The following is a 25,462-nucleotide window of genomic DNA, read 5'->3' on the forward strand; positions in this document are numbered from 1 at the left end:
TTTCGCCCGGCGTTCTTGTTTGAGAGACATGCTATGACCACCTACACCCCGTCCGAGATTGAGACGAAGTGGCAGGCCGCCTGGGCCGATGCCGAGACTTTCAAGGCCGTCCGCAGTGCCGATAAGCCCAAATATTACGTGCTGGAGATGTTCCCCTACCCGTCGGGCCGCATTCACATGGGCCATGTGCGGAACTACACGATGGGTGATGTGATCGCCCGCTACAAGCTGGCGACCGGCCATAATGTGCTGCACCCGATGGGCTGGGATGCCTTTGGAATGCCTGCCGAAAATGCCGCGATGGCATCGGGCGGTCACCCCAAGGATTGGACCTATAGCAACATCGCCGACATGCGCGCGCAGATGAAGCCGCTGGGTCTGTCCATCGACTGGTCCCGCGAATTCGCCACCTGCGATCCCGAATATTACGGCCAGCAACAGGCGCTGTTCATTGATTTCCTGTCCAAGGGTCTGATCTATCGCAAGAAAGCGGTGGTAAACTGGGATCCGGTCGATATGACCGTGCTGGCCAATGAACAGGTGATCGACGGCAGGGGCTGGCGTTCCGGCGCGGATGTGGAACGCCGCGAACTGGTGCAGTGGTTTTTCAAGATCAGCGACTATTCCGAGGAATTGCTGAGCGCGATTGACAGTCTTGATAACTGGCCTGCTAAGGTCAAGCTGATGCAGGCGAACTGGATCGGCAAATCCCGTGGCTTGCAATTCGCGTTTGAACGCACCGATGGCGGCGAGATCGCGGTTTACACGACCCGCCCAGATACGTTGATGGGCGCGTCATTTGTGGGCATTTCACCCGACCACCCGCTGGCGAAAGAGCTGGAAGCCAAAGACGACAAAGTTGCGGCCTTCTGTGCCCAATGCCGCAAGGGCGGCACAACGGCAGAGGCGATCGAAAAGGCTGAAAAGCTGGGCTATGACACGGGTCTGACGGTCAAGCACCCGCTGGCCGGTCAGCCAGACCTGCCTGTCTATATCGCGAATTTCATCCTGATGGATTACGGCACCGGTGCGATTTTCGGCTGCCCGGCCCATGATCAGCGGGATTTGGATTTTTGCCGGAAATATGGCCTTAAAGTTACGCAGGTTTTTAGTACTCTGGGTGCCAGTAGAAATCATGACTTGCCGGACGAGCTATTCGCGAAATCCGCCTTGTACGAAAAAGAAGTACATGATGAGTACGAAAACTTTCCTCCTAGCTATGAACTGTACGAGCGCATTGTAGATACCGCTTTGGTTCCCCCAAAGAACGAAGAAGTCGAATATTTACTCGGCTTTGCTGGCGAACAGTTGCAAACCGGGGAAGAAGCGGTTGATGCGGCTATCTTATATTGCGAAGCTAATGGCATCGGGCAGGGCGTGACCAAATTCCGCCTGCGCGACTGGGGTCTGTCCCGCCAGCGTTACTGGGGTTGCCCGATCCCTGTGGTGCATTGCGATGCCTGCGGTGTGGTGCCTGAGAAAAAAGAAAACCTGCCGGTCGAGCTGCCCTATGACGTGACATTCGACACCCCCGGCAATCCGCTGGACCGCCATCCGACATGGCGCAACTGTGCTTGCCCATCCTGCGGCAAACCGGCGCTGCGCGAGACAGACACGATGGACACATTTGTGGATTCCAGCTGGTACTATGCCCGCTTCACCGCGCCCCATGCCGCCACCCCCACTGTGGCCGAGGATGCGGCATACTGGATGAATGTGGATCAGTACATCGGCGGCATCGAACATGCGATCCTGCACCTGCTTTACAGCCGTTTCTTTGCCCGCGCGATGAACATCACCGGCCATTTGCCAGATAGCGCGAAAGAACCGTTCAACGCGCTGTTCACCCAAGGCATGGTGACGCATGAAATCTACCAGACCAGCGGTGCCGATGGCCGTCCAGTTTATCACTTCCCCGAGGATGTGACTGACGGGAAATTGGCGGATGGCACTGATGTTGAAATTGTGCCATCGGCGAAGATGTCAAAATCGAAAAAGAATGTCGTCGATCCTGATGATATTCTGGCGAAATATGGTGCTGATACTGCTCGCTGGTTTGTTCTGTCCGACAGCCCGCCTGAACGTGACGTGGAATGGACCGCGTCAGGGGCGGAGGCGACCCATAAGCACCTGTCCCGCGTGTTCCGCGTAGTGACCGATATCGCGGCGATGGATGATGCGCCCGGCGCAGGGGATGAGGATCTGTTGCGTGCGATGCATAAGGCGATTCATGATGTGACCATGGGTGTCGAAACCTTTGGCTTCAACGCGGCAATTGCCAAGCTTTATGCCTTTACCAATGTGCTGGCGAAAGCCAAGGCAGGCGGCGCGGCCAAGCGGCAGGCGGCAAAGGTGCTGTCCCAGTTGATGTCCCCCATGACCCCGCATTTGTCCGAGGAAATTTGGACCATGCTAGGTGGTGATGGGTTGGTGGCTAACGCCCCATGGCCTGTCGCGGATGAGGCGATGTTGGTCGAAGATACGGTGACCATGCCGATCCAGATCAACGGTAAACGCCGGTCGGAAATCGTTGTCGCTGCTGATGCCGACAAGGGCGCGGTGGAAGAGATCGTGATGGGGCTTGAGGTGGTGCAAAAGGCGCTGGATGGGGCCGTGCCGAAAAAGCTGATCGTTGTGCCTGGGCGGATTGTGAATATTGTCATCTGATCGCATCTCTCGTCGCGGGGCCATGTTTGGTCTGCTGGCCTTGGGGGGCTGTGGCTTCATGCCGATCCACCGCAATGACAGTAGCCTGCGCGGTGCGGTTGCATTTGAAACGGGCGATAGCGTGGCCGGTTTCCGGCTACGCGAACGTCTGGAAGAACGGCTGGGGCCCACTGTGGCGCCGCGTTATTTTTTGGGTGTGACATTGCTCGACCGGCGTCGCACCTCTGCCATCACGGCTGAAGGTGAAACGACCCGCTTTAACGTGATCGGTACGGCGAATTGGGTGTTGCGTGACGCCAGCACCGGTGAAGCGCTGGAAACGGGTCAGGTTGAGACCTTTACCAGCTATGGCACAACCGGTTCCACCGTCGCGACACAGGCGTCAGAGGCGGATGCCAGCGCCCGTCTGTCTGTTGCACTGGCGGATATCATCGTGAGCCGCCTTCTGATCATGGCCCCGACCCTGACCTCATGAAACTGACCGGGCCCGCCGCAAATGCGTATTTCCGCAAGCCTGATCCGGCACATACGGGTCTGCTGATTTTTGGTGCGGACCCGATGCGGGTGGCGACCAAACGGCAAGAGGTGATTGCGGCGCTGGTCGGTCCGACGGGTGAAGAAGAAATGCGCCTGACTCGGATGAACGGGGCCGAGCTGCGCAAGGATGCTGCATTGCTATATGATGCGATCAAGGCGCAGGGCTTTTTTCCGGGCCACCGGGTTGCCTTTGTTGAAGACGCGACAGACGGGCTGTCAAAAGTGTTCAACGCGGCCCTTGCCGACTGGCAGCCGGGTGATGCCCAAGTAATTGTGACGGCGGGGCAGCTGACGGCGAAATCGGCGCTGCGCAAGGTATTCGAGGGTCACAGGAATGCTGTGGCTATCGGGATTTACGATGACCCGCCCAGCGTTGCCGATATCGAACAGGCGTTGGCGCAGGCGGGGATCAGCGATGCCAGTCGCGATGTGATGGATGCATTGATGGCCTTAGCCAGCACGCTGGAACCGGGCGATCTGCGGCAGACGATTGAGAAGATCGGCCTTTACAAGCGCGACGATGCAGAGCCGCTGTCTGTCGCGGATGTCGAGGCGAACGCGCCGCAGTCGGCAGAGGTTGATGTCGATGATATTCTGGATGTTGTGGCGTCGGGACAGGCTGACAGGTTGGGCCCGGTGTTGCGCAACCTATATGCGCAGGGTGTGACTCCTGTCACGCTGTGCATTGGTGCGATGCGTCATTTCCGGCGACTGCATACGGTTGCGTCTGATCCGGGTGGGCCGGGGGCCGGGATCGGACGCCTGCGCCCGCCGGTTTTCGGGCCGCGCCGTGATAAGATTATGAATCAGGCCAGCCGCTGGGGCCGGGATAGATTGGAACGCGCGTTGACGGCGCTGACAGATGTGGATTTGCAGCTACGTTCAGCCAATACCGCGCCGCAGGACGCGCTGATGGAGCGTACTTTGATCCGGCTGGCGATGATGGGGCGGCGTTAACGCTCTATATTGCTGGCACCAATTAGCATCAGCAGCAGGGTCCCCAAGATGATGTAGCCACCGTTGACCGGGCTTTGCGCGGGGACAAACACCGCTGGCGGCGGGGGCACGATTTCGGGTTCAATGGTGGGTTCGGACAGCCCACCAGCTTGTACGGCAAGGGGAAGCGATGACAAGATAAATGTCATCAGAACATGTTTTAGAACGCGCACAATATTTGCCTCTTATAGCGGCGGAGAGGGAGGAATATATCCTGCCTGTGTTTCCTGTTCTTTGACACCTAACGTGTGAAGCGACACTGACACAATATACATGCGCGCCGCGCGCATTTGAGGGTCTCACGCTGTTGTCTTCGGGCATCAACAAACAAATTGGATCAGGCAAAGAAAAAGGCAGACCATTGGTCTGCCTTCCTACTCGGATCGGAACCCGAGAATTTTGATCAATCGTCTGCGTTCACAGCAGCTGCGATCAGCAGAGCAGCAAGAACACCGAGAATGATGTAGGTGCTGTTGACAGAAGAACCAGCAGGTGCGGGCTCTTCAACCACAACAACAGGTGCTTCCATAACTTGTGGGGACAGGCCACCAGCGTTAGCGGCGAGGCCGGAAACAGACAGAGCTGCGGCGGCGAGAGTAGTAGTAAGGCGCATGTCGGTACTCCAATTAATGCACATTTGGTCAGCCGTAAGACGGCGATCCATAAGCATTAAATCAGGCTGCTTTTCAAAATCCAAGTGGCTCCGATATTGTTCAATACACATCGATTTGCAGATAGCCCGCATCCGGCGAGACGGCTTGAAGGCTGCGCAGCATTTGCCCGTTTGAGTTTAGCCAGTAAATATTGGTGAATCCAAGCGTTTCGCCCTCGCAGGTTTCCTGAAAGCGGACGGAATTTAGCCTTTTTTGAAGTCTTTCTATGACTTCAGGTCCTTCGAAAGCGATGCGGCACTGCAACAGTTCCATCGAAATTCCATCATCATCCGCTATAAATTCATGCGTTCTTTGGGCGTTGCCACCCCCAGAACGTATTGCGGATAGGGTTCCAGACACGTTAGCCCCCATCAAATCGCGGGGTAGACCGCGTGTGGCAACGAGAATCCCATTGTCGACCGTCAGGCTGATGTTGTTGGGATTGACCCATGTGACCCGTGATCCGTTTGCGCCGGACCGGACCATACTGTCCCATCGTTTCTGATCGCGGATGTTGACCCGCATATATTTGCCGGGGTTCGCCTCTAACTCTTCCTGCGGGAGCCCTGCGGGTGGCGGCGGTGCCGCTTGTGCCCCTGTCACGCGCCCGACGACCAACTGCCCAATCTGGCTTGCGGTGCCGCCTTCATTCAGCGGGCCGCACCCGGTCAGCGCAAGCGCGGCCAAGCCCAGCGCTGATATCCATATATTCTTCATCGCCAGAACCGCCCCCAGGTATCGGAAAGATCGTTCACATGTGCGTCGCGCACGATATCGTAAAGCCGCCCGTTCACGCCCAACCGCGCCCCGCCATCGCCAACTTGCGTCCGCAATGTTGCGTCATAGCTGCTGCGTGTGGCGGTGCCGGTTAGGAAGTCCTGCGGAATCGTGATTTGCACACCCTTGTTATAGGATCCGTCGCCGAAATCCTCGTACGACAGGTCGGTCTGGGTCACATAGCCGCTGATCTGCACACCGTTGTCGTATTCTTTGGCAAGCGTCAGCGTCGCGCCCCAGTCGCCGGCCAGATAGCGGCCCATATCAACCTGTGTATGATAGCCGTTGCCCATGTCATAATAACCCGACAGGTGACCGGTTGTGACCTCGTAATCATACTCGGCAAAGCCGAATGCCATGTCACTGTCGCGCTGTGCGACGTGGTTTAGTTCGAGGCCTACGCCAAAGCTGCTGTTCACAGGTTTCCACAGCAGCTCTGTCGAGAGACCGCCGAACATCCGTTCCAGATAGCCAAGGCTGACCCGGCTATAAAGATCACGTCCGGGGCGGGCATAGTGGGTCAGGGTCAGGCTTTGCAGCACGGGTATGCCGTCATCGCCGTAGACATCGCTATCACTGCGCACGTTCCGCACATCCGGCGTGTCATCTGTCCCGGGTTCGTCCCCGTCAGCGTTTACCACGCTTTGACGGACCTCACCGCTCAGCACCAATTGTGGTGCAAAGGTGTAGACCCCGCGCAGGCTGATCCCGGTATCAAGCTCCACCCCGCCGCCGCCAAACCCATCAAGGTCGAAATAGGGGCCGATCCCCCATTCCCAGCGCGCCGCTTCGGGACGTGCATCGCTTAACGTCGCACTGTCACCTGCGTCCGTGAAACGGGTCCGCTGCAAGAGCGTCTGCCCTGCGCCGGGGCGGTTTTCGAGCCGTTCGATATCGCTGCGGGCAATGCGCGCTGCGGACAGGGGAATCCCGCGCGATTCGGGTTCCAGAATGAATGTATCCACACGCCCCGGCATGATCTGCGTCATCATCCGCGCGACGCGGCCCATCGCCTGCGCCTGTGACCGATACCGATCATTGATATAACGTGCGCGCGCGGTCGTTTCGGTGACTTCCAGCCCGGTCAGGGTGATGCCTTCGATTTCTAGCAGCTTGGTGAGCGCAACACGCAAGGCGGCGGTTGGCGGCGCGGATGTGTTGTTTCGCTCTGCGGCGGAACGTACTTTGACCGGGGCAGGGGCTGTTTCCGCCCCGCTCATCCCCGGACGGTTGTTGGCGTTCAATGCAAAGGACCCGGACAGGGCAAGCTGGTTGCCATGTAGCGCGGCCAGACCGAGCTGGACACCGGGCCGGGGGCGGTAGGTGACGCCGATGTTATAGGGCGCATCGACATCTAGCGCGGGTCCATAGGGTGTTTCCTGATAGTCGAGCGACGAATATTCCGCCTTGAACCCCCATTTTTCGTTGATTTGATATTCCAGCCCGCCGAACAGGGCTGCATCGCCCCGGAACCAGTCGTCAGACGCCAGCTGGCCTTCGGCGTTATCATCGTCAAAAACCGGGCGTGGCTCATCCGTGAATGGGTTATCGAACCCGTCGCGCATGCCCATCGCGCCCCAGCCGATGCCGGCGGTCACTATCAGGTCGTCGCCAAAGGTTTTCGTGGCGACCAGATATTCCGATCCGAACCGCCCCGGTGTCAGAAGGTCGCGCAACCCGATAGCGATAGCGGGCACATAGTCGGTTTCATCGTTGAACCGGTATCGCAGGTCAAAACCCCGCTCCAGCTCTGCCTCGGCGATATCGGTGGCCGTGTCGTCGTAAAGATCAACAAAAGCATAGCGCAATGTGCCCGAAAGATGGTCGGTCAGCTGGAATGTAAACGCGGCCCGCGATTGCCCGTCTGTGTGGGATAGCGTGGTCGCCAATGCGCCCTCATCCGCGCTTTGTGCCGTGGGTATTTCCAGCAGGCCGGGGGTGCCGTTGAGCGAATAGGTGACATCTGCATCCTGCGCCAGCGCGGGATGCGCGGCGGTGAGGGCAATCACTGAAGTGGCCGAAATTACGGACCTGCGCATGGGTGATACTCCGTCAATACTACGCGCGAGGTGTAACGCGCCTGCCCGGAAATGGAAAACATGATTGCGATGCGCCTGTTTTGACCTCGCGGGGGTGAAGCTCCTGCCCGGCTGTCGTGTCTTTACCATTCTTTAACCAAGCACATGCAATCTGCCGGGATGTTGGTTTGTCATAGTAAACGTTTTATATTGTTCAATGATCCGTTGGGGGCCTGTCCTTGGATCGAAGATGTTCTTTCCCCTTGGGTCGACCAGCCTGTCGCCGATAATATCGCGACCGCCCGACATACATATTTCTTCAAAGATATGTCCCCGACAGAGGCAGAGCTTGCTTTTGATATCATGGGGCTGCCCTTTCGCAGCTATAGGCGCATCGCGATTGTGCGCGACCCATTTGCAAAGATGGAAGACCTTTATAACCGCATCGCGGATACGGATCGGCTTTGGCAGATGCGGGGCCGGATCGGGATGGGCGCGCCTGATTATGTCCGCTGGCTGCGCCGCACGCGCCCTTGTCGGAACGGTGCTGGGAATAGTGCCAGCCCCCGTTGGCGCCGGTTCGGCGCGTGGACGGTGCGGGCATGGTGCGATGGTCGGATCAGCCATGTGATCCGGGCCGAAAGCGCGGCACAGGATCTTCTTAGCGTTCTTGGCCCTTTGGGTGTCAAACCGGCCATACCAGGGGACATTAATTGCATTCTGCGTCCAGCCCGCTATCGCGGGGTCCCGCAGGTCAAGGCGCTGATCGGGGCGCGCTATCATTGGGATTTGCGGCACTACCCGCCTGCGCAAAGACGTTCAGCTCTTGCGGCCTGACTATTGCTGACCCTGCGCATAGCGTGCTGCGGCGTTGCCTGCCAGGCGTCCCGTGGCCAAACAGCCGGTGATCAGGTAGCCCCCGGTGGGTGCTACCCAATCCAGCATTTCGCCTGCACAAAAGACGCCCGGCCTGTCGCGCAGCATGAGGCCGTCATCCAAGGCGTTGAAGCGCACGCCTCCGGCGGTCGAGATCGCCTCGTCCATAGGGCGCGGACCGTTGTGGGCCACTGGCAAGCGCTTGATCAGCACTGCCAGATCATCCGGAAACGGTCGCCCGAATTCCGACAAAAGCGCGAGCCGCACGGGATCAAGCCGCAGCGCCTTGCGCAGGTGGTTGGACAGGCTTGTCTTGCCGCGCGATCGCGCCAACGCGGTCCGAATGCGGTCGGCGGGCCAGTCAGGCATCAGGTCGATAAGCAGCGGTTGGCCTTCGCGCATGGCGCGTGAGACCGCATAAACGCCGCCGCCTTCAATTCCGCGTTGCGAAATCACCCATTCGCCCCGGCTGGTCAGATCGCCCGCATGCAGTGCAACCGATTTCACTGGCGCGCCCAGATGGCGGGTCATGTGATCGGACCAATGAACGATGAATCCCATATTGGCCGGGGCAAAGGGGGCCAGATGATCAGATAGATGGCGCGACCACGCCCCGTCAGACCCTAGCCGCGCCCAGCTTGCCCCGCCAAGCGCAAGCACTGTGACAGTGGGGGTAAGCGTGACGCGGCCTTCGGGTGTGTCAAAAACGCTTTGCCCGTTTTCCCAGCCTTGCCAGCGCCAGCGGGTGCGCAGCGTCACCTCCAGCCCGTCCAGCCGCCCCAGCCAAGCGCGCAGCAGCGGTGATGCTTTCATCACTTTCGGAAACACCCGCCCGGTCGATCCTGTGAACAGCGGCTGACCTAGCCCCTCTGCCCAGTTGCAGACAGCGTCGGGGCCCAAATCCTGCACCGCTTGGCGCAGCGGATCGGGCATATTACCATAGGCTGCTATAAAATCGGCGGCAGGCTCTGTCTTGGTCAGGTTCAGCCCTGATTTTCCCGCCATCAGAAATTTGCGCCCGACCGACGGCATTGTATCCGCGACCGTCACGGACAGACCTGCCTGCGCCATGACCTCTGCCGCCATCAGCCCTGCGGGCCCCGCGCCGATTACGAGCGCTGTCATAAAGGCGGCACCATGTTTTTGATCGCGGCGATATGATCCGGGGCGGCTTGCATCAGATCAGCACAGAGGGCGCGGGCGGATGTGAGCAGCGCCTCGTCCAGCACAACCCTGTCGATCAGCCCCCATTGCAAAGCCTCTTCCGCGCCAATTTTTTGACCTGCCATCAGGATCATCTTTGCCCGAGCGGGACCGATCAGCGCCGTCATCCGCATGGGATCAGAAGGTTGCGGCAGAAAGCCCAGCTTCATCACCGGATAAAAGAACCGGGCGTCCGGCACCGCGATCCGCAGATCGCAGGACAGCACCATCCCCATGGCCCCACCCGCCACAGTGCCATTCAACGCAGCAATGCTGAGCCCCGGAAAATTCGCAATGGCCCCAGACAGCCGTTCCCAGACCGGATCAGTTGCCAACCCGGCGCGGGCCGCATCAAGATCAGCGCCTGCGCTGAAAACACGGCCCGTTCCAGTCAGGATCAACGCTTTGGCCGTGCGTGCAGATCCGACGATATCCGCCAGTTCGGTCAACATGGCAGCGGTCAGCGCCCCTGCCTTTTCCGGCCTGTCGATGGTGATGGTCAGCAGATCGCCGTTTTGATCACTGCGGATCATACAAGCCCGATCTGTTGGCGGATGTTCTCCTCGCGCAGGCTAACATCCTGACCAAGATGGGCGTCGGCCTCTGGCGTACACATCCAAAGCAGGGCCTGTGCGGGCCATTCGGGTGGGATATGCACTGACCAGTCAAGCTGGCTGACCGGGTTGATGCCCGATGCTTTGATGTTGCGCTGCATATCGGTGGCGACTGTGCCGGGGGACAGGCCAAGCACACGTACACCATGATCGCGGGCTTCGTTATCGGCCACACGGGTCAGCATATAGGCACCGGCCTTGGCGCTACAGTAAGCTGACCAGCCTTCGACGGGGCCATGCGCCGCCCCAGATGAGACGTTGATAATAGTGCCGTGGCCTTGGGCGATCATACCGGGCAGCGCCGCGCGCATTCCGTGCATCACGCCTTTGAGGTTGATATCAATCGCGCGCGACCACGCATCCGGATCGCTTTCGGCCAGATGGCTAATCGGGTCAACCACGCCTGCGTTGTTGATCAGCACATCAAGCCCGCCAAAGCTGCGGGCGGTGGCGGCAATGGCGGCCTCTACCTCGCCGTAGCGGGATACGTCACATGGGATCGCCAGCGCCTTTTCTCCGATTTCGCCAGCAATTTCCGATATCTCGTCTGTGCTGCGTGCGACAAGCGCCACATTCGCGCCAGCATCGGCAAAGTTCCGCGCAGCAGCGGCCCCAATGCCACGGCTGGCCCCGGTTATAAGTACGGTTTTCCCGACCATGTTAATCTTTTTCACGCTTATCCCTTTCGATCTGGCTTGGGGATGGATAGTTAATGAATCACAATTCGCGCCCCTCGCGATATTATAGTAAGAACGCTTGGGTCGGTCCGAAAGATACATAATGAAAGGTATAGCCATGACCCACTCAACAGGATTGCGTAGCGCAGTTTGTTTTTCTGCTCTGGTTGCTGGTGGCGCCGCGCAAGCTGATGTGACGGCGGCGCAGGTTTGGGAAGACTGGAAATCCCAGATGAACGTCTATGGCGAAGACACGCTGAGCGTCGGTGCCGAAGAAGCCAACGGCGACACGCTGGTTGTCCGTGACGTGACATTCAGCTTCAGCGATGATCTGGTCAGCACCACCGCCGAGATGGGTGACATCACACTGACCGAGCAGGGCGATGGCAGCGTTAGCATAACTGTGGCGGACAGCTATCCCATCGTTGTGACCACCGAAGACGGTGCGGTCGTGACGCTCGACGTGACCCAGTCGGGCATGGAAATGCTGGTCAGCGGCGACGAAGACGAGATGACTTATACTGTCTCTGCTGATGCTTACGGTATCGCACTGCGGGACGTGGTGGATGGCGATATCACCTTTACTGGTGACGCCAGCCTGACAGCGAGGGACATGACCGGAACCTATGTCACCAGCCTGGAAGGTGAACTGCGTCAGCTGGACTATAGTGGCGAAATCGCCTCTGTCGATCTGGTCATTGATGTGGAGCCACCCGCAAGAAACGGTGCCGCTGGCGAATATATCCGTGCGAACGCCACCTATACCGGACTGAGCTTTCAAGCCGATATGTCATTGCCGGAAAACATCGATCTGGCCGAGTCCGATGACATTTTCACCAAGGGTTTCGCCATCGCCGGCGGCTATGAAATCGCCGGTATGGAATTTGCCATTGACGCGAATGTAGAGGGCGATCAAGTCGTGGGTCAGGGGAGCGGTGGTGCGGCAACCTTGGATGGTGAAATCAACAGTGATGTTCTGCGCTATGACGCGCAGGTCACCGACCTGAATGTCGCGCTGAATCTGCCGCCAAGCCAGTTCCCTTTCCCGATTGAGGTCAGCCTTGGCGAATATGGTGTGGGTATTGAAATGCCTGTTGGTCAGTCCGATGAAGCCGAGGATTTCCGCCTGAGCTTTGATTTCGTGGACTTGACCCTGAACGATATGCTTTGGGACATCTTCGATGCGGGCAAGGTGCTGCCACGTGATCCGGCCACAATCCAGCTGGCCATCGCGGGCACGGCAAAGCCGCTGTTCGACCTGCTTGACCCGGCGCAGGAAAAGGCAATCGACAACGCTGATATGCCGTTCGAACTGGAGGCACTGTCGCTTGAAAACCTGCGTATCGCCTTGGCCGGGGCACTGGTGACCGGCGAGGGTGACTTTACTTTCGACAACACCGATACCGAGACCTTCGCGCCGATGCCGCGCCCTGAAGGTAGCGCCACCGTCGAAATGTCGGGGCTGAACGCGCTGATGGACAATTTGGTGGCCATGGGTCTGGTCCCCGAGGATCAGATCATGGGCGGCCGCATGATGCTGGGGATGTTTGCCCGCACCACCGGTGATGATCAGCTGGAAACCGCGGTAGAGATCAATGGCGAGGGCCACGTCCTCGTCAACGGCCAGCGGGTCCGCTAAACACATTCAAACGGCGCGGTGAGAAATCACCGCGCCGTTTTAGATTTGATACGAACGATCTTTTTACGCATCTAGCGTGATACGTAACCCTATGCGGTGCGCTGATCCCACGGTTTGATCAACCGACCTTTCTCAAGTTCAGAAGAAATCATTATGCCTTGCCCGGCAGGGCGTTGCGTAGTTCTCTCGCGAAAGTGAGCAATTTAACCACAGGAATTCTGATGCTTGTCAGCCTTCGGATGCGGGTCGCCTTATGTATGGCGATTTACAGGCAGCGTTTTTGCCCCTGCCACAGAATGTTTGATTAAAACACTCGGATAGCTTGACAGATCTACTGACAATCCTTAGCAACCCGATTGGTTATGTTATAACATCATGGAGTTCACATATGCGCAGCCTCGTCATTGCCGCTTTTGCGGCCCTTATTTCTCCTTTGGCGCAGCCCGCCGCCGCGCAAGAGGGTAGCCTGACCATCGCCTACCTCAGCGGTCCGACTGCTGAGGTCCCTGATCCGCGCATCCGCTTCAACGGCTGGACCTCAAATCAGGCGGGGGTGACCGAAACTTTGATGGGGCTGACACCAGATATGGAGCTGTTTCCGCGTTTGGCCGAGAGCCTGACACAAATAGCTGATCTTACTTGGCGCATCACGCTGCGCGAGGGGCTGATATTTCATGACGGCACGCCTGTCACGGCGCAGCATGTGGTTGATAGTATCGCACCGATCCTTGATACGGAATCTGCGGTGAACAACCCACGCAATGCGAACCTTCTAAGTATCGCTGATATGCTGGCAGAAGGCGACCGGGATGTGATCTTCACAACAAACGAACCAAACGCTGCCTTCCCTTGGATATTGACCGAGCCGGGTGTAGTGGTTTTGGGCGCGCCGTCCGACGATTTTCCGATCAACGCAACCGGCCCCTTCATCTTCAAGGAGGCAGTCCCGGATCAGTCTTACCGGGCCGTGGCCAACCCAAATTATTGGGGCGGCACACCTGGTCTGGCAGAGCTGACGATTAAGGCCGTGACCGATCCGGCAGCCGCTGCGCTTGCGTTTGAGGCGGGGGATGTTGACCTTGTAATCAACTACCCTGAAACGGATTACGCGCGTATCACCGCGGCAGGCGCGAAAGGGGTCACTGCCCCGAATGTGCAGCTTTATTGGTTAGATATTGACGCGACCAATGGCCCCCTTGCTGATCCGCTGATCCGTCGCGCGGTTTCGCTGGCGATTGACCGGCAGGGCATCGTTGACGCGGCGCTGTCTGGGGTGGGCGGCGTTCCAGCAGGCTCAATCTATCCGCAGTTGATGCCTTGGGCCGCTGATATCGCGCCAACCTATGATCCGGCGGCGGCAGAGGCGCTGCTGGCCGAAGCTGGTGCGGTCAAGCAAGGCGGTCGTTGGATGTTGGACGGTGCGCCGCTACGCCTTGATATCGTTACCTATTCTTCACGTGCAGCTTTGCCGCCAAGCGCGGAACTGATCCAAGCCTATCTGATGGCCATCGGCATTGATGCGCGTGTGTCCATTGGTGAATGGGGTGCCAATAGCGATGCCATCGCTGCGGGCGAAGCAGACATGCACCTGCAAGCATGGGGTGTCGCACCTTCTGGTGATCCAGCCTACTTTCCGGATGTGGTGCTGGCCACAGATGCGGGCAGCAATATCGGTGGTTATTCCAACCCGGAACTTGATGCATTGCTTGTGGAAGGTAAGCAGACTTTTGATGAGGATACCCGCAAGGCGATCTATGATCAGGTGCAGTCGATTATCTCAGAGGATGCACCGCTGATCCCCGTGTTCCACGCTGCGCAGGTCAGCGTGATGAAACCCGGGCTTGAAGGCTATGTGCCGCACCCGGCGATCACTTATTGGATGGGGCCTTCTGCCGATATTCGTTGGGCGGACTGACGTGACGCTACATATTACAGGCCTGTCCGCTGCGCGGGCGGGCCGCACCATTCTACATCCAACCGATCTGAGCTTGCCGAAAGGTGGCCGGGTCGGGCTTGTCGGGCCAAGTGGGGCTGGCAAGTCGACGCTTTGCCACGCGCTGATCGACCGTTTGCAAGCCGAAGGCACGCCTGTGTCGCATGTGCCGCAAAGCCCGGAAGAGGCATTGGACCCGCTGCGCCGCCTTGATTTTCATTGGCGACAAGCTGAACGGGCACTGGGGCTTGCGCCAGATCCCATACGGCAGAACATGCTGATGAAGGCGCTGGGGTTAGAAGCACGGCCGCTGAACGTGCGCCCCGGCAGTTGGAGCCGGGGCATGCAGCAACGGTTTGTCATCGCGCTTGCGCTGCTTTCCCGGCCCGCATTGCTGATCCTGGATGAGCCGACCTCGGCGCTTGATCCGGTGATCGCGGCGGCGACGCTGGAACTGGTTGAAGGCCACGCGGTTCAGACCGGCATCACGATTCTTGTTGTCACCCATGATCTGGGCCTTGCCGCCGCCCGCGCCGACTGGCTGCTGGTGCTGGACGCCGGCCGCATTGTTGAAGATGCCGCCACGCCAGAGCTGTTGGCGCGCCCGAAAAGTGTTGCTGCGCGGGCGCTGGTGTCGCACCGAAATTGGGCAGCGCTGCCATGTTGAGCGTCGATAAGATCACCGCCCGTCGCGGTGGTCGTGTCGTGCTGCGCGACGTGTCCCTGGCGCTGCCTGCGGGCAAGACGCTGATAGTTTTGGGCGAAAGCGGTGCGGGCAAAAGTACGTTGGTGGGCGCGGTGCTGGGTCTGTTGCCGCTTTGCGCGGGGCGTGTTAGCTGGGACGCAGCACCGCTTGCACGGGGTGGTGCGGCGCTGGTCATGCAAGAACCGCGCGCCGCCTTCAATCCCCGCCTGTCCCTGCGCCGTTCGATCTGCGAGCCTTTGCGCGCGAAAGGTCTGCCTGACGATCCCGCGCGGCTAACCCGGCTTTGCAAAGGATTGGAACTGGATGAGGCGCTGCTTGACTGGCGGCCTTGGCAGATTTCTATCGGGGAGGCGCAGCGTGCCGGGGTGCTACGCGCCCTGATCGCGGCCCCGCCGCTCGTTATCTTTGACGAACCCCTTTCCGCGCTGGATGCGATGACACAAAAGCACACGGCCCGGCTGATCGCGACCCTGCAAAGGGAAGAAGGCTTTGCCGCGCTGACCGTGACCCATGATTTGGGTTATGCGGCCGCACATGCCGATAGCGTGGCCGTGCTGCGCGCCGGGCAGATCGAAGAAGCTGCACCGGCGGCGCAATTCTTTACCACCCCGCAAAGCACTTACGGCCAAAGCCTTGTCAGCGCAGCAATATCGCTTGGTGCATTGGAGCGTCGCGCCGCATGAAAAGCATTTTAGAACTAATTGCCCGCACCCTTGTGGTGCTTTCGGGCACCGCGCTGCTGACCTTTGCCCTGCTTTGGCAGGCGCCCGGCGATCCGGCGTTGACCATAGCCGTGGCGCGCTTTGACGCAATTGTTCCGCCCGAAGTGGTTGAACAAATCCGCGCCGAGGCGGGGCTGGATGCCGGGTTTTGGCAAGCCTTTTGGAACTGGGTCGGCCCATTGCTGCAAGGCGATATGGGCAATTCTTCAGTTTCTGGTCGGCCCGTCTGGCCGGACCTGCGTGACGCGATTTTATATACTTTGCCACTGGCCATGCTTGGGCTGGCGATTGGCATGAGTATTTCCGTGCCGCTGGCGGTGATTGCTGTGCGCCATCCCGGCGGCTGGGTGGACCGGGGTGCGGTTGCGATAGCCTCGCTTGGCGCAGCGATGCCCGCTTATTGGCTGGCGTTGTTGCTGATCCTTGCTTTTGCGGTCAAACTTTTGTGGCTGCCAGCCACGGGAACTGGGACGTTGCGGCACATCGTGCTGCCCAGTCTGACCTTGGGTCTGGGCGTTGCTGCCTCGCTGACGCGTATCCTGCGCTCTTCGCTTTTGGAAGCCAAAGGCGCGCCCTTTCTGCCAGCACTGTCGCGGCGTGGGGTCGGTGCGCGCGAACGGACCCTGCGGCATGTCGCCCCTCACGCGGCAATCCCGGTCATCACCATTGTCGGGCTAGAGCTGGCTTTCCTGCTGGAAGGCGCGGTGATGGTCGAGGTGATCTTTGCCCGCCCCGGCCTTGGCAGCTTTCTGATCCACGCCATTCAGGCGCGCGATTTTCCAAAGGTACAAGCGGTGGTGCTGCTGACCGCGCTGTTGTTCGTCACCGTGAACCTTCTGACCGATCTGATTTACCGACTGGCCGATCCCAGACTAGGAGCCCGCGATGCATGATTTACGTCCCGTGCTGATCGTCGTGGGTCTGCTGGCGTTGCTGGCCATCTTTGGGCCTTTCATCGCGCCAAATAACCCGGTGGGCATCGACATCCCCAACCGCCTTTCACCGCCGGTCTGGCAATATCCACTGGGCACTGACGTCATGGGGCGCTGTATCCTGTCGCGACTGCTTTATGGTGCGCGCTGGTCGCTGGGGCTGGCATTCCTTGTCTCGACCATCGGGCTGGTGGCGGGCAGCATATTGGGCCTTGTCGCTGCGATGGGTGGCAAGGCGGTGGATTGGGCGGTGATGCGTGTGACCGATATCTTTCTGGCCTTTCCTGACCTTATTGCCGCTGTGGTCATCGCCGGGGTTCTGGGGGCCAGCACCGGCAGCCTGATCTTTGCGCTGACGATCACAGGCTGGATGCGCTATGCGCGGGTCGCGCGGGGCGTCGGGCTGGGTCTGGCCACACGTGGCCATGTCATGCAGGCACAGCTTGCTGGCATGTCGGGTGCGGCAGTCGCGCGCTGGCACTATTTGCCGGCGTTGGTGCCCTCGCTCACTGTTGTGTGGACGGGGATGCTGGGGCGGGCGATCCTTGGCATTTCGGCGCTGGGCTTTCTTGGGTTTGGTGTGCAGCCACCAACGCCGGAATGGGGCACGATGCTGCTGGACGCACGGGTGCATATCCGCTCTATCCCGTTGCAGATGATCTGGCCCGGCCTTGCTGTTGTGCTGACAGTTCTGACCATCAATATCGCCGGGGACGTGCTGCGCGACGCCCTGACCAAAGAGGACTCGCAGTCATGACATCCCCGGAACTCCACGCCGGACGTGGCATCGCACTGCGGCTCCTGTCTGGATTGCTGTTCGCGGTGATGGTGATCGCGGTGAAAATGCTTAGCGAAAGCGTGCCATTGGGCGAGATCGTCTTTTTCCGGTCGGCCTTTGCACTGATCCCGCTGGTGATCTTTTTGCGTTTGCGTGATGAATTTCCAGCCGGTCTGCGCACACAGCGGCCTTGGGGTCATATGCTGCGTTCAGGCTTTGGCGCGTTGGCGATGTTCACGTCCTTCGCTGCGATCGCACGGCTGCCTGTGGCCGAGGCAACGCTGATCGGCTACCTGTCGCCCGTGCTGACCGCCATTGCCGGTGTGCTGCTGCTGGGAGAGCGCGCAACGATCTACCGTGTCGGGGGTATCGCACTTGGCCTTGCGGGGGTGGCGGCGCTTTTTGGTCCGCAACTGGGCGGAGGTACGTTTGACGCCCGCCATCTTGCGGGGCTGGGGTTTGGCGTTGTTACGGCTGTGCTGACCTCTTTGGCGCTGGCCATGACCCGGTCACTTGCGCGCACCGGCGAAAGTCCCGGTGCCATCGCATTCTACTTTGCCCTTTGCGCTGCACTGGCAGGGTTGCTTACACTGCCGGGTGGCTGGGTGATGCCGTCGGCACAGACCTTGGCGTTGCTGATGCTGGCGGGGCTGTTTGGAGGTTTCGCACATATCGCCATGACGCTGGCCTTTCGCTATGCCGAGGCATCGCGGTTAGCACCTTTTGAATATGTCGCGCTGATCTGGGCCATGCTCGCCGATCTGGTGATCTTTGGACTGCCGCTTGCCTCTGCCTTCTTGGTTGCGCTGCCGCTCTTGCTGGGCGGGGCCGCATTGGCAGCGATGGAAAGGGTACCGAAGAAACCGGCGCTTGCATGATCGGACCCTTCACACCATCCGGATCACGTCTTTGTCGATGGCCAGCATGTAACCTTTGCGTGCGATGTTCTTGACCAGCAATTCACTGACCAGTTGATTGCCCAGCGTATCACGTAGTCGTTTGATCCGGGTGGCACCGGCAGCTTCGTCGCAATCGGCAGAATCTCGGCCAGAGATCATGCCTTCGATTTCGGCCCCGGATAGGACCTCATCATCCATGCGTGCCTCGGCGAGGACCGACAATGTCTCGATTGCCGCATCCGTCAGTTTGAAGGCGAAATCGTTCAGATAGACCGCCTTTTCATCGCGGCTGATCAGAAGGGAGTTTACCTCTATCCCCTGACGTTCGATCCGGCCCATGCGCCGGTTCAGGGCGATCAGCATCACCAGAAAGGCAACCGCTGCGACAAGCAGCGCCGTTGCAAAAACCAGTAAGACGAAGATCACGAACCGGTAAGAGGCAAGCGTGTCAGAAAACGCCGTGCCCGACTGAGCGAGGATTTCCAGCAGCTTGATCTCGGCCATGCCGGTTAGATCGTCATTTGCGATAAAGAGCTGTTCAACCCGCGCATTGAACGCGTTTGCGTCAGGCAGGTTGATGAACAACAACACCGCTGCAATCGCCAGGATCAGCACAATCGCCGCGATGCCCGCGATGATGGTCCTGCTGCCGATTTCACGTGCCTCAGTAGCGGAGGAAGTAGTCACCCGCGCTGTTCCTTCTTTCATCCAGCCCGCCCTCGTCAAATACACCAAGCACAGTCAGCAATTGCCACCCGTCGCGCTGCAGCGCAGGGCGCAGCTGATCTTCTGCCGTGCCGATATTACAGTTGCCGCGTATCTCTGCCACACCGTAGTGTAGACGCAAAGGGTTATCCTGCTTTGCCTTGTAATCGGCATAACAATCCGCCTGCGCCGCGCCCGCCGCCAGAACAAGGATGAGAACCTGGAAAGAAAGCTGTTTCATGGCGACCACCTGACCTGACATTGCGCTGATATTCAATAACGCCTGATGTTATCGCGACCGCCATCGCATAGCCAACCCCCGTTATTGTCTGGCGGCCCGATCCCGCCCCAAGGTCGGTGCATCAGCGCCCTTGTTCGAAAGCCAGAGCGCAGGACATAAAAGGAAAAGCCCATGATGAAGCCATTGATTGCAGGTGTGACTGCCCTGTCCATGACCATTGCGACCGCGCTGCCTGCCCATGCAGAGCTGACCAGCCGCGAAAATACCAGCAGGCTTTTGCTTGGCCTTGCGGCTGTGGCCGTCGTGGGGGCTGTCATCAAGAATAACGCTGACCGCGACAGTGGTGCCACCAGTAGTACCCCGGTCCGCGATCGTGCGCATCGCGGCAATGGTCGCAACGCCCCTGCTAATGACTGGTCCCGCCTTGGCGGGCGTGACCGCCGGGTGCTGCCCGCTAACTGTCTGCGCGCGGTCGAGACCCGCTTCGGCGCCCAGCGCATGTTCGTCCAACGCTGCATGGAGCGTAACTATGCCCATGTGAATAACCTGCCCGGCCGCTGTGCGGTGCGCGTCTATGCCAGCAACGGCCCGCGTCGTGGCTTTGACCCGTTCTGCCTGCGCCAAGAAGGCTACCGCATCGGTGGCCGCCGCTAGGGCATCCCGATCATCCCCGACCAGCAACCGTTTTCTGGATAAGAGTAGAAACGCGATAAGCGTCAGCAGTGTCGCGCGGTGCAACGCCCCGGTTACCGCGCCACCTTGGGGCAGAGCCATTGGACATGGTGCTCTGCCCCTTTTTTCTTGCAGCCTGTCACCTGATCTGGTCACTGGCTTTATGACTCAACCCGATTTCAGTTTCGAACAGGCCGCGTTTGATCGCGGTTTTTCCGCTATCGCCGGTGTGGATGAGGTGGGCCGTGGCCCGCTGGCCGGGCCGGTTGTTGCTGCCGCCGTGATCCTTGACCCTGAAAATATTCCAGACGGGCTGAATGACAGCAAGAAACTGACGGCCAAGCGCCGCGAGGCGCTGTTCGCGCTGATCATGCAGCACGCCACTGTCAGCATCGCTGAGGCGACCGTGGAAGAGATCGACCATCACAATATCCTGCGTGCATCGCATATCGCTATGGTCCGCGCAGTCGAGGGTCTGACCCGCACCCCTGACCATGTGCTGATCGACGGGAACATGGTGCCCCGTAGTCTAGCCCTGTCACACGAAACAATTGTCAAAGGTGATGGCCGCAGCCAGTCGATTGCCGCAGCGTCCATCGTGGCTAAACTGTGGCGAGACCGCCACATGGTGGATTTGGCGCAACAGTTCCCCCACTATGGCTGGGAGCGCAATGCAGGCTATGGGACTGCACAACATTTACAAGGACTTAAGTCGCACGGCGTGACGCCGCACCATAGGCGTTCCTTTAAGCCGATACACAATATCTTGTATCAAGACTAAAACGTAAGTGATTGATTCAATAAAGCTTTTGACAGCGAATCGTCTCTGACTCACATTAGAGCCAAGCAAATGAGCGGAATAATTCGCCGGGGCTAGAGGCAGACATGACAACGAAGACCAAAGCGAAGGGGGCGCAAACGCTTCCTCTGAATACGATTATTGATGGTGACTGTATCGCGGTCATGAACAGCCTGCCCGCAGGCTCTGTAGACCTGATCTTTGCAGATCCCCCCTACAACCTTCAATTGAAAGGTGAATTGCATCGGCCGGATAACTCTAAGGTTGATGCTGTGGATGACGCTTGGGACCAGTTCGACAGCTTCAAGGCCTATGACCGGTTCACCCGTGACTGGCTGAAGGCCGCCCGCCGCCTGCTGAAAACCAATGGCGCGATCTGGGTGATCGGCAGCTATCACAACATTTTCCGCATGGGGGCCGAGCTGCAGAATCAGGGCTTCTGGATCCTGAATGACGTCGTCTGGCGGAAATCCAACCCGATGCCGAATTTCCGGGGCAAGCGCCTGACCAATGCCCATGAGACGATGATCTGGGCGTCCAAGGAAGAGGCCAGCAAATACACCTTCAACTACGAGGCGCTGAAAGCGCTGAACGAAGGCGTGCAGATGCGCTCCGACTGGGTGCTGCCGATCTGCACAGGCCATGAGCGGCTCAAGAATGACGCGGGCGAAAAGGCCCATCCGACCCAGAAACCGCAATCGCTGCTGCATCGTGTGCTGGTCTCAACCACCAACCCCGGCGACGTGGTGCTTGATCCGTTCTTCGGCACTGGCACAACAGGTGCTGTGGCCAAGATGCTGGGCCGCGATTTCATTGGCATCGAACGCGAAGAAGCCTATCGCAAGGTGGCCACGAAACGCATCGCAAATACCCGTAAATTCGACAACGAAGCGCTGGAGGTATCCACCTCTAAACGCGCCGAACCACGGGTTGCCTTTGGTGTTCTGGTCGAACGCGGCATGCTGCGTCCCGGCGAAGAGCTGTGGTCGATGAACGGTCGTCACAAAGCCAAGGTCCGTGCTGATGGCACGTTGATCGGAGACGATATCAAAGGATCCATCCATCAGGTTGGGGCGCATCTGGAAGGTGCGCCAAGCTGTAACGGCTGGACCTATTGGCAATTTAGACGCGACGGGCAAAAGGTGCCCATTGATCTGCTGCGTCAGCAGATCCGCGCAGAGATGGCGAAGCACTGACCCTCATAAGAGTCAAAACGCATTCCCAACGTTGATACCGCCGGTGCCTGCGGCAAACCCATCCATGGTGGACGGGTCCGCAAGCACGACTTTCCCCCGCCGTCTTTGTACGGCGGGGTTTTTTCTTTTGTAGCGCGTTGTAGCGGTCACCTGATTTGATATTTGTAGACGCCCCCTTGTGGCGTCGTCAGCGCCATGTTTTTGACGAAACCTGCCTTCTGAAGGACCCGCGCCGATGCCGCATTGTCCTTGTCGACCTCCGCAAGTAGCGTAATTGGCGCGAGGCTCTGCGCGGCTGAGACAAGCCCCTGCAAAAGCTCTGACGCGACGCCGTGACCCCAGATACGCTCTTCTAGCAGATAACCGATGTGAAGGATGGTCACCTTTTCAGGGCCACTATCTCCCGCGAGTATGATCAAACCAACTATTCGATTGTTATCCTTTGGCTGGACGATCAGCACGCTGCTATCTGCCGTGCGTGCGTCGATCCATGACGTAACCGCGCCCTCTTCGCCCTTAAGCGCAAGACTGGGTGGCAGGTGTCTCAGCACTGGCGGCGTCAGAATTTCTGCCAGCGCCTGTTCCAATGCATGCCGCGCGGCCGCATCGCAAAGAAGCTGCCGCCAGTCTTACACCGCATGTCGGTCGGTGGAAAATCCCGGAATCGGCATGGCTAGCCCCCGTCGCTACTACTATGGGGTAAACCTAACGTGGTTTCAGCCTTTTTGAACGACAGGATTGTCCCGACCGCTATGCGTCTTCTGGCACCCGGTGCCATTGCGAAAATGCATCGGGCAGGTTTTCCCATTGCGCAGGCACAAAATCATCCTCAGCGACCAAGGCCCCGTCCAGCGCCGTGGTGATCACTGCTTGGTCCAGCCCGGCGCCGATAAACACCAGTTCCTGCCGCCGGTCGCCCCATGTAACTTGCCAGTGCTGTGCCAGGTAGGCGCGCCCTTCAGGATGGGTTGGGTGCCGATCCGCAGGCAAGCTGGCCCACCAGCGGCCCAGCGGCGCAATGCGGCTGATCGCACCGGCCATTGAAAACTCAATCAGCCAGTCGGGCCGTGTCGCGATCCAAAAATGCCCCTTGGCCCGGATCACGCCCGGAAGCCGCCCGTTGAGCACTGCTTGGATCTTCTCTGGCACGAAAGGGCGCCGCGCGCGATATACAAAGGATGAAATCCCGTATTCTTCTGTCTCGGGCACGTGATCGGCAAAGCCATAAAGCTCTTTCGCCCAAAGCGGATGTTCATGTGCGGTGTCAAAATTGAACCGCCCGGTGCCCAGAATTTCCATTGCGGGGACAGCGCAAAAATCCGCCATCACGATACGCGCATCCGGGTTCAAGGCGGCGATCACCAATCGCGCCGCCTGCGCCGCATCAACCCCAGCATCGCTGACCTTATTCAGCACAACCACATCGGCAAATTCGATCTGTTCAACCAGCAAATCCACCAATGTGCGTTCATCGCCCTCGCCCAGGCTTTCGCCCCGATCGGCTAGCAGGTCGTGGCTTGCGTAGTCGGCCAGCAGATTCACCGCATCGACAACAGTCACCATCGTGTCGAGCCTCGCTACGTCAGACAGGCTTTGCCGGTCTTCATCGCGAAACTCAAAGGTCGCGGCCACGGGCAGGGGTTCTGACACGCCGGTGGATTCGATCATCAGGTAGTCGTACCGCCCCGTTTCGGCCAAGCGCCGGACCTCCACCAGCAGATCATCCCGCAGGGTGCAGCAGATGCAGCCATTGGTCATTTCAACCAGGGTTTCTTCGGTCTGGCTCAGCTCTGATCCACCTGCGCGAACAAGGTCGGCGTCAATATTCACTTCGGACATGTCGTTGATGATGACCGCGACGCGTAGCCCGTCACGATTATTCAGAACGGCGTTGAGCAATGTGGTTTTGCCAGCACCAAGAAAGCCGGAAAGCACGGTCACGGGAAGACGGGTATCGGTCTGGGCCATGGAGTCTGAACCTTGTTTTGATAAGAGTTATGGAAATGTCCGGGCGCATCCGATGCGACCGGTGCAAAGATCAATGCGCGATCATCGCATCAACGATCTGGGCGCCGCTCATTTCGCTGGGGAAATAGGTCGGCCAGTTTGTGAGTTCTTCCAGCAACCCCGCGCGATCATCGCCCCAATAAAGATGATAATGATCTGACGATGCAGGGGCGATCCGGTGGTCGCTAAACTGGATATAGGCGGGGGCCGCCGCGTCGCCGCTCGTCTTGGCGAAAACAAAGCGCACGCCGCGATTGCCTTTTGAATAGGTCAGCACCTCATACCCGTCGTCGGCATATGTCGCTTCGGTGACTGCATTCTCGCCATAAAATGCAACCTGCCCATCGGCAGCGATCGTGATCCGGTCTACATCGGTCGCATAACCGATTTCATAGTATGCGGTATACTCTGCCGCGGTCTTATCACCATGCGCAGCCTTATCCGCCATCACCGGATCAAGGGTGCCGTCTAGCAATAGCGGATAGACCGATTGCCAGTCGCCCGCCCAATCGGACAGGGCGCGGTCCGCGATTTGGTTATCATCGAAATAGCCCTTGTAGATATCATCTGCTCCGTGATCATGCGTCTGGGCAATGGCAGGCAGTGCCATCGCAATAAGCGCGCCCGTTGCGCATGCTGCCGAGATTTTTGTGAATGCCTGTTTCATGCATGCTGTCCTTCCTGATTTATCTAAATGTTATGTTATAACATATCGGATAATAGAATTATCGCCCAACGCCTGCTTTGACAAGAGCGTTTACGTATTGCGGACGCGTATGGACGGCTTGCACGTTGATTTCGCGCACATGCGTCGATAGAACGTTAGGTGAACACATGAGGCCGACGCCAATGGATAGTCTCGCGCAATACACGTCCCGTACGGGAAGATTGCAGCCGGTCTGGACAATTGAAGTGCAGACACTGCCCAATAATACCGACCGTCTCCTTGATGCTGTTATGCAGGTCCATCCGCTGGGCTTTGGCCGCTATCAGCGCAACGCAAGCATATCCGCCATCGGCAAGGAAACCGCTCAGCCAGAGCTGGGATCGACCACAACCACTCATGTGGACGGGTTTACCGCTGGCAGCACCGAAACCTATCCAATGGTCGAGCTTAAAATTTCAATTGATCGCGACTTAGAGCATGTTGCACTCAATGGCCCTCATATCCTGCGGCCTTGAAGTAGTTGTAGCACTCTTCGTCTGAGAAAAGGT

The 25,462-nt window shown here is 58.8% G+C and carries 27 protein-coding genes; 15 read left to right on the top strand and 12 right to left on the bottom strand.

Going from position 1 to position 25,462, the window contains the following annotated elements; genetic code table 11:
• Nucleotides 1–33 precede the first annotated feature (33 nt).
• Genes leuS through holA form a run of 3 tightly spaced genes read left to right on the top strand, consistent with a single transcriptional unit; the run spans nt 34 to nt 4,161 of the window.
• Nucleotides 34–2,667 carry a leucine--tRNA ligase gene (leuS, locus tag ACJ5NV_RS15565; RefSeq protein WP_411645165.1) on the top strand — a complete coding sequence of 878 codons (2,634 nt, stop codon included), beginning with the start codon at nt 34–36 and terminating at the stop codon, nt 2,665–2,667.
• Nucleotides 2,657–3,142 (top strand): LPS assembly lipoprotein LptE, encoded by a 486-nt coding sequence (gene lptE, locus ACJ5NV_RS15570; protein WP_411645167.1) that lies wholly within the window; start codon nt 2,657–2,659, stop codon nt 3,140–3,142. The genes leuS and lptE overlap by 11 nt, the downstream gene beginning before the upstream one ends.
• On the top strand, nt 3,139–4,161 hold the full coding sequence (gene holA, locus ACJ5NV_RS15575) for a DNA polymerase III subunit delta (RefSeq protein ID WP_411645168.1): 1,023 nt from the start codon (nt 3,139–3,141) through the stop codon (nt 4,159–4,161). Before lptE ends, holA begins: the two co-directional genes overlap by 4 nt.
• Here holA and ACJ5NV_RS15580 read toward each other — a convergent pair.
• From ACJ5NV_RS15580 to ACJ5NV_RS15595, 4 genes are all read right to left on the bottom strand, one after another.
• Nucleotides 4,158–4,349, bottom strand: a complete 192-nt coding sequence (locus ACJ5NV_RS15580) for a hypothetical protein (RefSeq protein WP_411645170.1) — start codon at nt 4,347–4,349, stop codon at nt 4,158–4,160. The two genes, holA and ACJ5NV_RS15580, sit on opposite strands and share 4 nt — an antisense overlap.
• 254 nt (nt 4,350–4,603) lie before the next feature.
• Nucleotides 4,604–4,897: a hypothetical protein gene (locus ACJ5NV_RS15585; RefSeq protein ID WP_411645171.1), complete on the bottom strand. Its 294-nt coding sequence runs from the start codon at nt 4,895–4,897 to the stop codon at nt 4,604–4,606.
• Nucleotides 4,898–4,913: 16 nt separating this feature from the next.
• The gene (locus ACJ5NV_RS15590) at nt 4,914–5,570 is read right to left on the bottom strand and encodes a YjbF family lipoprotein (RefSeq protein WP_411645173.1); all 657 of its coding nucleotides are present in this window, start codon (nt 5,568–5,570) and stop codon (nt 4,914–4,916) included.
• A complete protein-coding gene (locus ACJ5NV_RS15595) occupies nt 5,567–7,669 on the bottom strand; it encodes a YjbH domain-containing protein (protein WP_411645175.1) in 2,103 nt (700 codons plus the stop codon). Before ACJ5NV_RS15595 ends, ACJ5NV_RS15590 begins: the two co-directional genes overlap by 4 nt.
• Nucleotides 7,670–7,858: 189 nt before the next feature.
• Between ACJ5NV_RS15595 and ACJ5NV_RS15600 the strand changes: the two genes are divergently transcribed.
• Nucleotides 7,859–8,485, top strand: a complete 627-nt coding sequence (locus tag ACJ5NV_RS15600) for a hypothetical protein (protein WP_411645177.1) — start codon at nt 7,859–7,861, stop codon at nt 8,483–8,485.
• Here ACJ5NV_RS15600 and ACJ5NV_RS15605 read toward each other — a convergent pair whose 3' ends face one another.
• From ACJ5NV_RS15605 to ACJ5NV_RS15615, 3 genes are read right to left on the bottom strand one after another with little or no spacing between them, the layout of a single operon-like run.
• Entirely contained in the window at nt 8,486–9,649 is a 1,164-nt protein-coding gene (locus ACJ5NV_RS15605) for a TIGR03862 family flavoprotein (RefSeq protein ID WP_411645179.1), read from the bottom strand.
• Complete coding sequence (locus ACJ5NV_RS15610; RefSeq protein WP_411645181.1) at nt 9,646–10,260, bottom strand: enoyl-CoA hydratase/isomerase family protein; 615 nt, start codon at nt 10,258–10,260, stop codon at nt 9,646–9,648. Before ACJ5NV_RS15610 ends, ACJ5NV_RS15605 begins: the two co-directional genes overlap by 4 nt.
• Entirely contained in the window at nt 10,257–11,006 is a 750-nt protein-coding gene (locus tag ACJ5NV_RS15615) for an SDR family oxidoreductase (protein WP_411645213.1), read from the bottom strand. Before ACJ5NV_RS15615 ends, ACJ5NV_RS15610 begins: the two co-directional genes overlap by 4 nt.
• A 130-nt stretch (nt 11,007–11,136) precedes the next feature.
• Between ACJ5NV_RS15615 and ACJ5NV_RS15620 the strand changes: the two genes are divergently transcribed.
• From ACJ5NV_RS15620 to ACJ5NV_RS15650, 7 genes are all read left to right on the top strand, one after another.
• Complete coding sequence (locus tag ACJ5NV_RS15620; RefSeq protein ID WP_411645182.1) at nt 11,137–12,657, top strand: DUF2125 domain-containing protein; 1,521 nt, start codon at nt 11,137–11,139, stop codon at nt 12,655–12,657.
• Nucleotides 12,658–13,045: 388 nt separating this feature from the next.
• Complete coding sequence (locus tag ACJ5NV_RS15625; RefSeq protein WP_411645184.1) at nt 13,046–14,572, top strand: ABC transporter substrate-binding protein; 1,527 nt, start codon at nt 13,046–13,048, stop codon at nt 14,570–14,572.
• Nucleotide 14,573: 1 nt separating this feature from the next.
• A complete protein-coding gene (locus ACJ5NV_RS15630) occupies nt 14,574–15,257 on the top strand; it encodes an ATP-binding cassette domain-containing protein (protein WP_411645186.1) in 684 nt (227 codons plus the stop codon).
• Entirely contained in the window at nt 15,251–15,979 is a 729-nt protein-coding gene (locus ACJ5NV_RS15635; protein ID WP_411645187.1) for an ABC transporter ATP-binding protein, read from the top strand. The genes ACJ5NV_RS15630 and ACJ5NV_RS15635 overlap by 7 nt, the downstream gene beginning before the upstream one ends.
• Nucleotides 15,976–16,911, top strand: coding sequence for an ABC transporter permease (locus tag ACJ5NV_RS15640; RefSeq protein WP_411645189.1), 936 nt, complete (start codon nt 15,976–15,978; stop codon nt 16,909–16,911). Before ACJ5NV_RS15635 ends, ACJ5NV_RS15640 begins: the two co-directional genes overlap by 4 nt.
• Complete coding sequence (locus ACJ5NV_RS15645) at nt 16,904–17,707, top strand: ABC transporter permease (protein WP_411645190.1); 804 nt, start codon at nt 16,904–16,906, stop codon at nt 17,705–17,707. Before ACJ5NV_RS15640 ends, ACJ5NV_RS15645 begins: the two co-directional genes overlap by 8 nt.
• Nucleotides 17,704–18,606, top strand: a complete 903-nt coding sequence (locus tag ACJ5NV_RS15650) for a DMT family transporter (protein ID WP_411645192.1) — start codon at nt 17,704–17,706, stop codon at nt 18,604–18,606. Before ACJ5NV_RS15645 ends, ACJ5NV_RS15650 begins: the two co-directional genes overlap by 4 nt.
• Before the next feature lie 9 nt (nt 18,607–18,615).
• Here the strand turns inward: ACJ5NV_RS15650 and ACJ5NV_RS15655 are convergent, their stop codons facing one another.
• Both ACJ5NV_RS15655 and ACJ5NV_RS15660 read right to left on the bottom strand, forming a co-directional pair.
• Complete coding sequence (locus tag ACJ5NV_RS15655) at nt 18,616–19,266, bottom strand: winged helix-turn-helix domain-containing protein (protein ID WP_411645215.1); 651 nt, start codon at nt 19,264–19,266, stop codon at nt 18,616–18,618.
• A 25-nt stretch (nt 19,267–19,291) separates the two neighbouring features.
• Nucleotides 19,292–19,573 (bottom strand): hypothetical protein, encoded by a 282-nt coding sequence (locus tag ACJ5NV_RS15660; RefSeq protein ID WP_411645193.1) that lies wholly within the window; start codon nt 19,571–19,573, stop codon nt 19,292–19,294.
• Between the two features lie 171 nt (nt 19,574–19,744).
• Here ACJ5NV_RS15660 and ACJ5NV_RS15665 point away from each other — a divergent pair, with 171 nt between their 5' ends.
• From ACJ5NV_RS15665 to ACJ5NV_RS15675, 3 genes are all read left to right on the top strand, one after another.
• Entirely contained in the window at nt 19,745–20,227 is a 483-nt protein-coding gene (locus ACJ5NV_RS15665) for a hypothetical protein (RefSeq protein WP_411645195.1), read from the top strand.
• A 181-nt stretch (nt 20,228–20,408) separates the two neighbouring features.
• A complete protein-coding gene (locus ACJ5NV_RS15670) occupies nt 20,409–21,026 on the top strand; it encodes a ribonuclease HII (RefSeq protein WP_411645197.1) in 618 nt (205 codons plus the stop codon).
• Between the two features lie 104 nt (nt 21,027–21,130).
• Complete coding sequence (locus ACJ5NV_RS15675; protein ID WP_411645199.1) at nt 21,131–22,240, top strand: site-specific DNA-methyltransferase; 1,110 nt, start codon at nt 21,131–21,133, stop codon at nt 22,238–22,240.
• A 146-nt stretch (nt 22,241–22,386) separates the two neighbouring features.
• Here ACJ5NV_RS15675 and ACJ5NV_RS15680 read toward each other — a convergent pair whose 3' ends face one another.
• From ACJ5NV_RS15680 to ACJ5NV_RS15690, 3 genes are all read right to left on the bottom strand, one after another.
• The gene (locus ACJ5NV_RS15680) at nt 22,387–22,827 is read right to left on the bottom strand and encodes a GNAT family N-acetyltransferase (protein ID WP_411645200.1); all 441 of its coding nucleotides are present in this window, start codon (nt 22,825–22,827) and stop codon (nt 22,387–22,389) included.
• Nucleotides 22,828–22,990: 163 nt separating this feature from the next.
• Complete coding sequence (locus tag ACJ5NV_RS15685) at nt 22,991–24,208, bottom strand: GTP-binding protein (protein WP_411645202.1); 1,218 nt, start codon at nt 24,206–24,208, stop codon at nt 22,991–22,993.
• Between the two features lie 70 nt (nt 24,209–24,278).
• Nucleotides 24,279–24,914: a ZinT family metal-binding protein gene (locus tag ACJ5NV_RS15690; RefSeq protein WP_411645203.1), complete on the bottom strand. Its 636-nt coding sequence runs from the start codon at nt 24,912–24,914 to the stop codon at nt 24,279–24,281.
• A 167-nt stretch (nt 24,915–25,081) separates the two neighbouring features.
• Between ACJ5NV_RS15690 and ACJ5NV_RS15695 the strand changes: the two genes are divergently transcribed.
• Entirely contained in the window at nt 25,082–25,429 is a 348-nt protein-coding gene (locus tag ACJ5NV_RS15695) for a hypothetical protein (protein WP_411645205.1), read from the top strand.
• The last annotated feature ends 33 nt before the right edge of the window (nt 25,430–25,462 follow it).

The organism is Loktanella agnita (assembly GCF_046640325.1).
GTDB lineage: Bacteria > Pseudomonadota > Alphaproteobacteria > Rhodobacterales > Rhodobacteraceae > Yoonia > Yoonia agnita.

Coding starts and splice junctions, on each gene's coding strand:
- leuS (WP_411645165.1), top strand. CDS start 34: ATGACCACCTACACCCCGTCCGAGATTGAGACGAAGTGGCAGGCCGCC.
- holA (WP_411645168.1), top strand. CDS start 3,139: ATGAAACTGACCGGGCCCGCCGCAAATGCGTATTTCCGCAAGCCTGAT.
- ACJ5NV_RS15580 (WP_411645170.1), bottom strand. CDS start 4,349: ATGACATTTATCTTGTCATCGCTTCCCCTTGCCGTACAAGCTGGTGGG.
- ACJ5NV_RS15590 (WP_411645173.1), bottom strand. CDS start 5,570: ATGAAGAATATATGGATATCAGCGCTGGGCTTGGCCGCGCTTGCGCTG.
- ACJ5NV_RS15595 (WP_411645175.1), bottom strand. CDS start 7,669: ATGCGCAGGTCCGTAATTTCGGCCACTTCAGTGATTGCCCTCACCGCC.
- ACJ5NV_RS15605 (WP_411645179.1), bottom strand. CDS start 9,649: ATGACAGCGCTCGTAATCGGCGCGGGGCCCGCAGGGCTGATGGCGGCA.
- ACJ5NV_RS15610 (WP_411645181.1), bottom strand. CDS start 10,260: ATGATCCGCAGTGATCAAAACGGCGATCTGCTGACCATCACCATCGAC.
- ACJ5NV_RS15620 (WP_411645182.1), top strand. CDS start 11,137: ATGACCCACTCAACAGGATTGCGTAGCGCAGTTTGTTTTTCTGCTCTG.
- ACJ5NV_RS15625 (WP_411645184.1), top strand. CDS start 13,046: ATGCGCAGCCTCGTCATTGCCGCTTTTGCGGCCCTTATTTCTCCTTTG.
- ACJ5NV_RS15635 (WP_411645187.1), top strand. CDS start 15,251: ATGTTGAGCGTCGATAAGATCACCGCCCGTCGCGGTGGTCGTGTCGTG.
- ACJ5NV_RS15640 (WP_411645189.1), top strand. CDS start 15,976: ATGAAAAGCATTTTAGAACTAATTGCCCGCACCCTTGTGGTGCTTTCG.
- ACJ5NV_RS15645 (WP_411645190.1), top strand. CDS start 16,904: ATGCATGATTTACGTCCCGTGCTGATCGTCGTGGGTCTGCTGGCGTTG.
- ACJ5NV_RS15650 (WP_411645192.1), top strand. CDS start 17,704: ATGACATCCCCGGAACTCCACGCCGGACGTGGCATCGCACTGCGGCTC.
- ACJ5NV_RS15660 (WP_411645193.1), bottom strand. CDS start 19,573: ATGAAACAGCTTTCTTTCCAGGTTCTCATCCTTGTTCTGGCGGCGGGC.
- ACJ5NV_RS15665 (WP_411645195.1), top strand. CDS start 19,745: ATGATGAAGCCATTGATTGCAGGTGTGACTGCCCTGTCCATGACCATT.
- ACJ5NV_RS15670 (WP_411645197.1), top strand. CDS start 20,409: ATGACTCAACCCGATTTCAGTTTCGAACAGGCCGCGTTTGATCGCGGT.
- ACJ5NV_RS15675 (WP_411645199.1), top strand. CDS start 21,131: ATGACAACGAAGACCAAAGCGAAGGGGGCGCAAACGCTTCCTCTGAAT.
- ACJ5NV_RS15685 (WP_411645202.1), bottom strand. CDS start 24,208: ATGGCCCAGACCGATACCCGTCTTCCCGTGACCGTGCTTTCCGGCTTT.
- ACJ5NV_RS15690 (WP_411645203.1), bottom strand. CDS start 24,914: ATGAAACAGGCATTCACAAAAATCTCGGCAGCATGCGCAACGGGCGCG.
- ACJ5NV_RS15695 (WP_411645205.1), top strand. CDS start 25,082: ATGAGGCCGACGCCAATGGATAGTCTCGCGCAATACACGTCCCGTACG.